Raw genomic sequence first — 11,972 nt, forward strand, 5'->3', positions numbered from 1 at the left:
CTCGTGTGTAAACACGGTGTAAGTAAGACTCCTGGAAGAACACCAGGTTGATAGGTTAGAGGTGTAAGCATGGTAACATGTTCAGCTGACTAATACTAATAAGTCGAGGGCTTGACCTTAATACAAAATCAAGATAATGCGACTTCTTATTTATAAGAAGATAAAATTTATTTTACTGTGCAATTTTGAGAGAATATCTCATAAAGTATATTGACAAGTTAACTATGACTTGGTATACTTTTATTGTAAGATTAATATCTTATAAATCTGGTGATTATGGCATGAAGGTAACACCCCTTCCCATACCGAACAGGTAGGTTAAGCTTCAATGCGCCAATGGTACTGCAAGGGTGACTTTGTGGGAGAGTAGGTTGTCGCCAGGTTGTTTTCTATGGATCTTTAGCTCAGTTGGTTAGAGCTACCGGCTCATAACCGGTCGGTCCGGGGTTCGAATCCCTGAAGGTCCACCATAAGGGGATATAGCTCAGTTGGGAGAGCACCTGCCTTGCACGCAGGGGGTCGCAGGTTCGATTCCTGTTGTCTCCACCATAAAAAACAGTCCAATATGGGCTGTTTTTTATTTTACTTAAAATTAATTTTTATAGATTTTTTGAAAGATAAGAATTACACTATAGTAGTAATATTATAATTAAAATATGAAAGGGGTTTGATGATGTCACTATATAGAGTAAAACAATTTTATTTATCAATGGTTTCTAAGATTAATGATGAAGATATAGATTTCTTAAAAATGTATTTAGAAACTTATGAATTGCAATTATTTCATCAATTACCTACTTATGAGCAAAAACACTGTATTAATGTTGCTAGGGATGTAAAAAAAACTTCTGATCAGAGAAATTTGGAATCGAAAACTTTGTTAAAAGTTGCACTGTTGCATGATATAGGTAAAATATATAATAGTATGAACCCAATAGATAAATCTATAATGGTTATAATGAATAATATAACACATGGAAAGATTAGAGCATATAAGAGGAATAAAAATGTTAATATATATTATAATCATGGAGACATAGGATATAATTTATTGAAAAAGTATGGTTACGACGATAGATTTTTATTTTTAGTGAAAAATCATCATAACAATAATATAGTTAAGGATATAGAATTAGATTTATTAAAAGAATGTGATGATAGAAATTAAGGAGCTAGTAAATAGTTTCTTTTTTTTTATTTATACATTATGAAAATGTAAAATATTACAATGTTATTAGAGTATATAATAAAACATTTCTAAGAATATAGTATAAGTGATATGATAGAATATAATTAGAGAAAAATATTAGGAGGATAAAATGAATTCAAAAGAAAGAAGAGAGTATATTAAAAGATTATTAAAAAGTAATAATATTACATATAAAGGTCAATTTTTAGCCGAAGAATTAAGCGTTACAAGACAAGTTATAGTAAAAGATATTGCAATTATAAGAGCAGAGGGAGTAAATATAATTGCGACTTCAGAAGGATACTTAATATTACCAAAGGACGAAAGTAATTATGCAAGAAGAATAATTGCAGTTTCACACACATGTGAGGACATATATGATGAACTTCAGTGTATTGTAAAACATGGTGGAGTAGTAGAGGATGTAATAGTGGAACACTCTTTATACGGTGAAATAAGAGCAATGCTGATGATAAAAACCACTATGGATATTGAAAGCTTTGTTAATAAATTTAAAGTATATAATGCAAAGCCTTTATCGTATTTAACTAAAGGTATCCATTTACACACTATAAAAGCAGATAATGAGGAGATCATAGAAGCTATTATAAAAGAATTAAAAGATAAGAATTATTTGGTTTCTGATTAAGTTATATAAAGGTAACATTATTTTAACTAACGGTAAGGAGTTGTATTATGGAAAATGTGGCACTTTTAAAATGTATGGATTATGATGTTGATTTAATAGAGAAGAAATTAAGGGAAGGGTTTGAACTATTAGGTGGAGATGATTTTTTAAGAAAATTAATACCAAAGGATAGTAAAGTACTTCTCAAACCTAATATGCTCAGCATTGAAGGTAAAGGATCGCCAGTAGTAACTCATTATGCTGTATTTGAAGCAGTAATTAGAATTGTTCTGGAATATTCAGGTAATATTAGTTTTGGAGATTCTCCCGGCTTTGGAGATTCGAAAAAAGCAGCAGAAAAATCCGGTCTTATGGAAGTTGCTGATAAATATGGAGTTAAATTTGAAGATTTTAAAGAGTCAGTACATGTTAAATTGGATAACTCTATATTATGTAAATCTTGGGACATAGCTAAAGTTGCTTATGAGGCAGATGTTATAATATCCTTACCAAAGCTGAAAACACATGCTATGGCGTATTATACAGGGGCTGTAAAAAATCAATTTGGTTGTATACCTGGAACACAAAAGGCAACTTGGCATACAAGAATGCCTGACGCAAATAATTTTTGCAAAATGCTTCTGGATTTGAATACTGCAGTTGGAACTAGTTTTGCTATATTAGACGGTATAATTGCTATGGAAGGTAATGGTCCTAGAAGTGGCAATCCACATAAGATGGATACAATCATTATGGGTCGAAGTTTAACTGCTGTAGATTCTACGGCAGTTAGGCTTATAGGCTATGATGACCCGTTAGATACACCTGTTTTAAAAGAAGCATATGATAGCAAATGTGGCGCTGTACTTCCAAAGGATATAAATATACTTGGTGAAAATTTAAAATCTATGAAAGCAAAAGATTTTGTACTTTGTAGAAAAGGAGGTAATTTTTATTTTGTAAATCCAAAAGTAACTAATTTCCTAAGAGGAATGATAGCACCAAGTCCAAGTCTTATTAAAGAAAAATGTATAGGGTGTGGTAGGTGCGCAGAAGTATGTCCAGAAGTATGTCCACGAGCAATTAAAATGGTAAAACAAGGAGGAATATTAAATCCTAAATGGAATATGCATGAATGTATAAGATGTTTTTGTTGCCAAGAATTGTGCCCAGTTGGTGCAATTGAAACTAAGTATTCAACTTTGGGTAAATTACTAAAATTAAATAAGAGGTGATTTAGTGAAAAAAAGCAAGATCATAGCTATTATTATAGTAATAATAATAATAGTTGTAGCATTCTTAGGTAGCATAGTTAATTTAGCTATAAATATACAATGGTTTAATGAAGTGGGGTATTTATCAGTATATTTTACTAAATTAACATCAATTTTAAAGTTAATGCTACCAGTATTTATATTGAATTATATTGGGATATGGACATATTATAAAACCCTTAAAAGTAGTATTGTAAAGTGGAAAAAAGTTGTTGAAGTAAATAAAAAGAAAGAAAAATTAGAATATATACTTAGCGTTTTAATAAATATTATAATTTCTTTTGTAATTTCTTTTAGCTTTGCATCTAAATATTGGTATACAATACTTCAGTTTATAAATTCTACGAATTTTAATGTGGTAGATCCAATATTTAAAAAAGATATTTCATTTTTTATATTCAAACTCCCATTAATAAGGTCTTTTTATGGAACTTTTATAATAATACTAACATTTACAGTAATTATTACGGTAACAACGTATCTTATACTAACTGCAAAGGATCGTATATTACATCAAAATAAGGAAAAAAGATTTAAAAATTTCAAGAGCGGACTAACTAAATTCGCAGGGAAGCAGCTTGCCGTCGTTTCCGCATTAATATTATTACTATTAGTTTTAGGATGCTTTTTAAAAGCTTGGGAATTGGTTTACTCTCCAAGAGGAATGGTATTTGGGGCAAGTTATACAGACGTACACGTAACCCTAAGGTTCTATCAAATAATAGCAGTAGCTTCTTTTATTGCAGCTATAATTACATTTATAAGTATCTTAAAATATAAAGCAAAGCCTATTATTATATCTATTATGGTTATTTTTGCTTTAATACTTGGGGAAAACATAGCATCAAGTGGAATTCAAAGATTTTCAGTTAAGCCAAATGAAAAAACTTTAGAAAAACCTTATATCCAGTATAATATAGATTTTACAAGAAAGGCTTTTAATATTAATGAAATAGAAGAAGTTCCATTTGATATAAAAAATGATTTAAATAAAGAAGATATTAAATACAACAAAGACACTATTGATAATATAAAAATCAACTCATATAAGCCGGCATTAGAATTTTATAATCAGTTTCAATATATGAGATTTTATTACGGATTCAATGACCTAGATGTTGATAGATATAATATCAACGGAAAGTACTCTCAAGTATTTCTCGCACCAAGGGAAATTAATTTAGAGTCATTAAAAGATAATTCAAATACTTGGCAAAATAGGCATTTAGTTTATACTCATGGATATGGGGTGGTTATGAATAAAGTAAATTCTGTAACCAGTGAAGGTCAACCAGATTTCGTAATTAATAATATACCCATTGTGAACAAAACAGATATAGAGTTAGATAACCCAAGGATATATTTTGGCGAAAGTACTAATGATTTTAGTATAGTTAATACAAAAATAGGAGAGCTTGATTACCCTAAGGGTGGAGAAAATCAAATGAATGACTATGAAGGAAAAGCTGGTATAAAAATGAGTTTTATAAATAGGGTTTTATTTGCAATAAATAAACAAAGTTCTAAGTTTTTATTATCAAAGGATATAACTTCTGATAGTAACATACTTATTCATAGAAATATAATGGAAAGAGTGAATAAAATAGCTCCGTTTTTAACATATGATAGTGACCCATATATTGTAATAAACCAGGGGAAATTATATTGGATTATAGATGCATATACAACTTCTAACAGATATCCATTTTCGGAGCCACAAAATGGAGTAAATTATATTAGAAATTCAATTAAGGTCGTTATTGATGCTGTGGAAGGAAAACCTGAGTTTTATATAGTTGATAAAAACGATCCTATAGCAAATAATTACTCCAAGATATTTCCAGGATTATTTAAAGATTCAGAGTCAATTCCAAAAGGATTAAAAGAGCATTTTAGATATCCAGAAGGCATATATAAATTACAATGTAATGTGATAGGAAGATACCATACCACAGATCCAGGAGTGTTTTATAGTGGAGATGATACATGGTCTATAGCAACTAACCAAGAAAAGGTTGAAGGCAAAGCTGAAGTAAATGAAGCATCTTACGTCATAATGAAACTACCAAAAGAGAACAAGGGAGAAATGGTGTTACTTGAATACTTTAACACTAAAGACCGAGATAATATGGTATCTTTACTTGCAGCAAGAATGGACGGAGATAATTATGGAAAAATGATTTTGTATATATTTCCATCAAAGGAAACAGTTTATAGCCCGGTACTTTTTAAACAAAAGATGAATCAAGATACTGTAATATCAAAAGAACTATCGCTTTGGAATACAAATGGTTCGGAAGTTTTATTTGGGGAAACACTAATTATTCCAATTAAGAATTCACTACTTTATGTAGAACCAATGTATTTAAGAGCGAAAAGTGAAAAAAGCATACCAGAGATGAAAAAAATTGTAGTGTCGTATGGTGATAAAATACTTTTAGCTGATAATATAAAGTCAGCTTTAACTCAGTTATTTGATTATACTGATAAAAATAATACAGTAAAGATTAAAGATGATTCAAATGTAGATGCGAAAGTACTAGAAGATATAAAGAGCGCTAAAAATTTATACAACAAGGCTTTAGAAGCTCAAAAAAGTGGTAATTGGGCTGAATATGGGACATTTATAAAACAATTAGGTGATATATTAGATAATATTAATAAGTAAAATAGCCATAAATATATTAGATATAAGGGGGTTATACAAAAATTAATAAGTTTTTTAGATAGATTAAATCGTATTCTATTATCTTAAAATGTTATCTTAGGACATATATAATTATATGTCCTTTTCTTTATGATAAAATTAACTTAGAATGTATAGAATGAATATATATTGTATAAAACAAAGGAATTTAAAATAAAATGTCGAATAAGTTTATACAAGTGAGAGTATGTGGATATGTTATAAAATCGAGGGGTATATTATGAAATGTATAAATAATAATTTACATATAGACTATAAAAATTCATTATGTATAGGTACTGATGTTTTAAATATTAATAATTTACCTAAAACAATAAAAGAATATATTTTTGATGCACTTTTAAACAAGGAAAAAATTATTTTATTTACAGATGATATATTTTACAAAGATATTGAAAATAACTTTAGTAGTGATAAAGATTTCATAAAAAACAATATTTATGCAGGTAGATTTAAAATAATAACATATGTCATTAATGACTTTAATTATAATTATAAAGAGTTTTTAGATATTATAAGTATTATATATGGTGATAAAGAAAAATTACGAATAATATGGGATTTTAAAAATATAATTAAAATATCTTGTAAATTACAATGTGTAATTAAATGTGTTCAAAAAATAATAGAATGTTCAAATTATAATGTCTCAAACTTAGTATATATTGAAAATAATGTATATAACTTTGATACATTATATACATTTAGTAATTTATTTGATTTAGTAATTATTATAGATAGAAATAAAGAAATGGAATTTTTAAGTAAAAATGAAATAGAAAAAGCAATATGGATGCTCAGGTCAAATTCACAATTAAAACATCAGAATAATAATTTAGTTTTATTTAATGATACATTTTCCAATATACCTAAAAGTATAGATGAGAATGGATTTAAAAAAATAATAATGAGTAAGATTAAGGATGTTTGTGATGTGGATTTTTGTGTTTTACACAATTCAAGTAAAGCAAAAGAAAATCTAATATCTATGGATAGTTATTATGGTATCACAAAAGAACAAAAATACTATCTACAGAATGATAAAGAAATAATTCAGTACATTAATAAGTTAAATGGAATTGTAGAGAATAATAGTGGAGATATATTACTAAATTTAAGTGAAATACAAAACTCACAATTAGTAGAAAAATTTAAATTATTAGGCATAGTAAGTTATATGGCTATTGCTGTAGAATATTATGATACAGCAAAAGGGGTAATATCGGTAGGTAAATATTCAAATAGCAGAGAACTATCTAAAAATAATATGGAACAATTAAAATCATTATGTAAAACAGCCTTTTATTTGATTCAAGATCAGAAAAGATTTGCTGTTATGCAAAATAGAATGATAGAAAACGAAAAGCTGAGGGCCATGGGTGAAATGGCGGCAGGTATAACTCATGATATTAATAACATACTTACACCAGTTTTAGGGTCTGTTCAACTTTTAAAGGATAAAACGGTAGATAAACAAAGTTTGAAATTACTTAGTGTAATTGAGCTTTGTGCATTTGATGGAATGAACATAACAAAGAGGGTCAAAAGATTAAACCAAAAATCTAATAATGATGATTTTGAAACGCTTAATATAGATAGTGTGATTTCAGATGCAATAGATTTAACTAGAAGTAAGTGGCTTACGGAAAGTATTTTTAAGGGCATAAACATAAATATAATTAAATCGTTAAAATCGAATGCGCAGGTACAAGGAAATATAACAGAGATAAGAGAGGTATTTATAAACATAATAACTAATGCTATAGATGCTATGCCAAAGGGCGGAACAATACAAGCTATTACGAAAAATAAATCAAATAGTGTTATTATAGAATTAAAAGATAATGGTATGGGAATGAATAAAGAAATTCAAAAGAGAATAATTGAGCCATTTTTCACAACTAAAGGTAATAGCGGTTCAGGACTTGGATTAAGTATTTCTTATACTATAATTCTATCACATAAAGGGACAATGAAAATAGAAAGTAAAGAAAATGTGGGTACTTCCTTTATTATGAAATTACCCACATGCGAGAATATATCAAAGTCTAAAAATATATTATTAAGTAATAATATAAAGTTTGAAGGGAATATTCTTGTTATTGATGACCAGGAGCAGATAAGGAGTGTTGTTTCTAGTATGATAAAGTCAATTACGAAATGTAAAATAAAGACATGCGGATGTGAGGATTTAGATTCAGAGTTAAGAAGAAGAAAATATGATATAATAGTATGTGATTTTACTATGCCGGGTATTAACGGATTACAAGTTGCACAAAAAGTTAAAGGATTAAATAAAGATACATATTTTTGTTTAATGACAGGTTGGGTAGGCTCCTTTGAAGATAGAGAATTGGTAAATGTTGATTTTGTTTTAAATAAGCCTATAAATAAAGAAAGTTTAAAACAAATGATTTTTGCGTATAATATAAGGAAATAAACTAAATGAGGGTGATTAAATCCTTATAAAAAGAGTGTGAAAAGAAGAATAGATAATTGTTCTTCTTTTTTTAGTGAGTTATTTAATTTTCAAAGATATTTAGCCTTATGTTAAGAAAAAGGATATAATATAAATGTTAGGTAAAATAGTTTTGTCTTATAGTGGAGGTTTACAATGGATTATGATGTACTTATTTTGGGTGGGGGTATAATAGGCTGCGCTGTGGCTTATGAAATATCTAAATACAATCTTAATATAGCGGTCATTGAAAAAGATTATGATATAGCTGATGATGTAGCACTAATAAACACTGCTATGATATATGATGGTGTTGAAAGTGAAGATATATTAACTTCGAAACTTGAACGTATGGGAAACAAAATGATGGATACAATAACCACTAAATTTAACGTTCCGTTTAAAAGATGTGGTTCACTAATAATTGCTCAAACAGATGAAGAAGTTAATATGATTCAAAAAATATATAATAGAGCACTAAATAGAAAAACAAAGGATGTACAGCTTTTACAACCAGAATACATATATGAAATGGAACCAAATTTAAATGTGGATATAAAAAAAGCATTACATTCTAAAAATACTGGTGTAATTTGCCCATTTGACTTAGCATTAGCTTATGGTGAAGTAGCTTTTGATAATGATGTAAAATTTAAATTAGAAGAAGAAGTAATAGATATTCAAAAGATAACAAAAGGATTTAGAGTAATTACTAATAAAAACACATTAACTTGTAAAATAGTAATAAACACAACTTCTTCAGAGAATTATAGTATAGTAAATGAAAAAAAACGAGGAGAAATCAATAATGAGGGGATGCTAAAATATTTACTCTTAGATAATAATAAAAAAACAAGGTTTTATCATGCGCTATTTATGTTTGATTCTGAAGGTCAAAGGATTTATACTCTTCCAACTATGGAGGGAGATACTGTAGCCGCAATTAGCACAAAAGAGAACTCTAGTTATAATGACGTAGTAGATAGAGTGTCTAAAATAACAAGTGGTGTAGATAGCATGGATGTTAAAATGTTTTCTGAGTGGCCTTTTTTTGAGGAACCTATGGTAATAGATGATAGTGACATAGATAATGGACTTATTCAAATTAAGGGGAAGCACTATGGTCAAGTTACTATGACGCCAGCTATAGCAAGTATAGTGTGTGAAAGTGTAGTTAGTAAAATGAAATGTAAACACAAGAAAGACTTTAATGATAACAGACGTGAATACTATAAATTTAGAGAAATGTGTGACGAAGAAAGAAAAAAAATTATTAAACTAGACCAAAAATATGGTAAAATAATATGTGCATGTGAAAAAGTAACTGAAGGGGAAATAGTGGATGCTATAAGGAGACCTTTAGGTGCTCGGACAGTAGAAGGAGTTAAAAGAAGAACAGGTGCTGCCTTTGGAAATTGTCAGGGTTCACATTGCTTAAACAAAATTGTTTCTATTTTAGCAAGAGAAACAAACAAAAGGGTCCCAGATATAGTTAAGGACTCGAAAAATTCTAATATTGTACTATATAGAATAAAAGAATTTGATAGTATGTAGGAGATGAGGTATTTGACAGAAGAGGCTAGTTTGAATTTTATTGAAAATGAAGCGATATTAACAACTTTAGTTAGAATTAAAGGTTCAAATTCATTTAATGTAGTTCCAGTAAAAAGCAGTAAGCCTATTAATAAGAAGTTATGGATTGAATGTTCTAAAGCATTAAGTAGGATACATGTAGGGCCACCTTTAAAAATCGGTGATGTAGTGTGCAAGAATATACTTAATACTAGAGTTGATATTATTTGTACAAAAAATATAGAAAAAAATTTAGATTAAAGGAGGAATAATTATGTTAGATTTAAAAAGAATAAGAAGTAATCCAGAAGAAATAAAAGAGTTATTAGCAGATAGAGGTGAAAATTTTGATTTAATAGTAATCGATGATATTATATCTCTTGATAAAAGAAGAAGAGATATTTTAATTGAGGTTGAAGAACTAAAGAATAAAAGAAATACCCAATCTGTGCTTATACCAAAGCTTAAAAAAAGTGGTGAAAATATAGAAGAAATAATGAACGATATGAAAAAATTATCAGATGAAATTAAAAATTTTGATATACAGCTATCTGAATTGGATGAAAAAATTAAATTTATAATGTTAAGAATTCCTAATATACCTAATAAAAATGTACCCGTAGGAAGCACAGAGGAAGATAATGTTGAAATAAGAAAATGGGGACAGCCGGAAAATTTTAAGTTTGAAATTAAAGCTCATTGGGATTTAGGGGTAAGCAATGATATTTTAGATTTTGAAAGAGGTGGAAAGATTACGGGCTCAAGATTTACAGTGTATAAGGGCCAGGGAGCAAGACTTGAAAGAGCGCTAATAAGTTATTTTTTAGATTGCCACGTGGATAAAAATGGATATACTGAAATATTACCTCCATACATGGTTAACAGGCAAAGTATGATTGGCACGGGTCAACTACCCAAATTCGAAGAAGATGCCTTTAAAGTGGCTAATACAGACTACTTTTTAATACCAACAGCAGAAGTACCGGTTACAAATATTTATAGAGATGAGATATTAAGTGGTGAAGATTTGCCTATAAAGCATGTTGCTTATAGCGCTTGCTTTAGATCAGAAGCAGGATCAGCTGGAAGGGATACTAGAGGGCTAATAAGGCAACATCAATTTAATAAAGTTGAACTTCTTAAATTCACAAAACCTGAGGATTCTTATGCAGAACTTGAAAAATTAATTGCAGATGCAGAATCAGTGTTACAAGGACTTAAGCTGCCTTACAGAGTGGTTGCAATATGTAAAGGTGATTTAGGATTTACAGCATCATTAAAATATGATATCGAGGTTTGGATGCCTAGTTATAATAAATATGTTGAAATATCAAGCTGTAGTAATTTTGAGGATTTCCAATCAAGGCGTGCAAACATTAGATACAAAGATGATAAAAAGGATAAACCTAAGTATATTCATACATTAAATGGATCAGGAGTAGCTATAGGAAGAGCTTTAGCTGCAGTGCTTGAAAATTACCAAAATGAAGATGGATCAATAACTATTCCAGATGTTTTATTACCATACATGGGAGGAAAAACACTAATTACTAAATAAGTGGTTAGATTAATATAGCTATAGTATAGAATAATTGTATAAATAAACAACTTAAAGATTTAATATTAAGTTGTTTATTTATTTTAAAAGTACAAAAAAATATAAATATGTTGACAGATAATATTTATGCTGATATAATAAATTTTGTTGTTAGAAAATACGGAGGGATGGTCGAGTTGGTTTAAGGCACCGGTCTTGAAAACCGACGAACGTGAAAGCGTTCCGTGGGTTCGAATCCCACTTCCTCCGCCATTTTTTTTATAAACACAGAGAAATAATGCCATGGAGAAATACTCAAGTGGCTAAAGAGGCGCCCCTGCTAAGGGTGTAGACTGGGAAACTGGTGCGAGGGTTCAAATCCCTCTTTCTCCGCCAGAAATCATCTAACATTTGTTAGGTGATTTTTATTTTTTAGTACAGAATAAAACCATTAAAACAAAGAAATATATGTCAAGCATTTTTGAAAATGTCCCTAAATAAGTGAAACATTAGCACCAACAAATTGTTGGTGCTTTACTTTTTTATATCATGATTTTGGGTAAATTTAATAGACCTAGTGTATGCTATACTTTTTTTGAAAGAAACA

The 11,972-nt window shown here is 28.9% G+C and carries 8 protein-coding genes, 4 tRNA genes and 2 rRNA genes; all 14 read left to right on the forward strand.

What is annotated here, in order from left to right:
* Positions 1 to 119, forward strand: a 23S ribosomal RNA gene (locus JJD95_RS17515); the annotation flags it as partial.
* A gap of 147 nt (positions 120 to 266) precedes the next feature.
* A 5S ribosomal RNA gene (gene rrf, locus JJD95_RS17520) occupies positions 267 to 383 on the forward strand.
* A 10-nt stretch (positions 384 to 393) separates the two neighbouring features.
* Positions 394 to 470, forward strand: a tRNA-Ile gene (locus tag JJD95_RS17525).
* 3 nt (positions 471 to 473) lie between these two features.
* Positions 474 to 549: transfer RNA gene (locus JJD95_RS17530), tRNA-Ala, on the forward strand.
* 124 nt (positions 550 to 673) lie between these two features.
* Positions 674 to 1,168: an HDIG domain-containing metalloprotein gene (locus JJD95_RS17535; protein ID WP_291644382.1), complete on the forward strand. Its 495-nt coding sequence runs from the start codon at positions 674 to 676 to the stop codon at positions 1,166 to 1,168.
* Between the two features lie 151 nt (positions 1,169 to 1,319).
* A complete protein-coding gene (locus tag JJD95_RS17540) occupies positions 1,320 to 1,838 on the forward strand; it encodes a transcription repressor NadR (protein WP_291644384.1) in 519 nt (172 codons plus the stop codon).
* A 47-nt stretch (positions 1,839 to 1,885) separates the two neighbouring features.
* The gene (locus JJD95_RS17545) at positions 1,886 to 3,052 is read left to right on the forward strand and encodes a DUF362 domain-containing protein (protein WP_291644386.1); all 1,167 of its coding nucleotides are present in this window, start codon (positions 1,886 to 1,888) and stop codon (positions 3,050 to 3,052) included.
* Positions 3,053 to 3,056: 4 nt separating this feature from the next.
* Positions 3,057 to 5,759, forward strand: coding sequence for a UPF0182 family protein (locus JJD95_RS17550; RefSeq protein ID WP_291644388.1), 2,703 nt, complete (start codon positions 3,057 to 3,059; stop codon positions 5,757 to 5,759).
* Between the two features lie 259 nt (positions 5,760 to 6,018).
* Positions 6,019 to 8,238, forward strand: coding sequence for a hybrid sensor histidine kinase/response regulator (locus JJD95_RS17555; protein WP_291644390.1), 2,220 nt, complete (start codon positions 6,019 to 6,021; stop codon positions 8,236 to 8,238).
* 174 nt (positions 8,239 to 8,412) lie between these two features.
* Positions 8,413 to 9,810, forward strand: coding sequence for an NAD(P)/FAD-dependent oxidoreductase (locus JJD95_RS17560; RefSeq protein WP_291644392.1), 1,398 nt, complete (start codon positions 8,413 to 8,415; stop codon positions 9,808 to 9,810).
* Between the two features lie 12 nt (positions 9,811 to 9,822).
* Complete coding sequence (locus tag JJD95_RS17565; protein WP_291644394.1) at positions 9,823 to 10,089, forward strand: DUF1667 domain-containing protein; 267 nt, start codon at positions 9,823 to 9,825, stop codon at positions 10,087 to 10,089.
* 13 nt (positions 10,090 to 10,102) lie between these two features.
* Positions 10,103 to 11,386, forward strand: coding sequence for a serine--tRNA ligase (serS, locus tag JJD95_RS17570; protein ID WP_291644396.1), 1,284 nt, complete (start codon positions 10,103 to 10,105; stop codon positions 11,384 to 11,386).
* Between the two features lie 161 nt (positions 11,387 to 11,547).
* A tRNA-Ser gene (locus tag JJD95_RS17575) sits at positions 11,548 to 11,638 on the forward strand.
* A 32-nt stretch (positions 11,639 to 11,670) separates the two neighbouring features.
* A tRNA-Ser gene (locus JJD95_RS17580) sits at positions 11,671 to 11,761 on the forward strand.
* Positions 11,762 to 11,972: the final 211 nt, after the last annotated feature.

The organism is Clostridium sp. (assembly GCF_016650035.1).
Taxonomy (GTDB): domain Bacteria; phylum Bacillota; class Clostridia; order Clostridiales; family Clostridiaceae; genus Clostridium_AD.

Coding starts and splice junctions, on each gene's coding strand:
- JJD95_RS17560 (WP_291644392.1), top strand. CDS start 8,413: ATGGATTATGATGTACTTATTTTGGGTGGGGGTATAATAGGCTGCGCT.
- serS (WP_291644396.1), top strand. CDS start 10,103: ATGTTAGATTTAAAAAGAATAAGAAGTAATCCAGAAGAAATAAAAGAG.
- JJD95_RS17535 (WP_291644382.1), top strand. CDS start 674: ATGTCACTATATAGAGTAAAACAATTTTATTTATCAATGGTTTCTAAG.
- JJD95_RS17545 (WP_291644386.1), top strand. CDS start 1,886: ATGGAAAATGTGGCACTTTTAAAATGTATGGATTATGATGTTGATTTA.
- JJD95_RS17540 (WP_291644384.1), top strand. CDS start 1,320: ATGAATTCAAAAGAAAGAAGAGAGTATATTAAAAGATTATTAAAAAGT.
- JJD95_RS17555 (WP_291644390.1), top strand. CDS start 6,019: ATGAAATGTATAAATAATAATTTACATATAGACTATAAAAATTCATTA.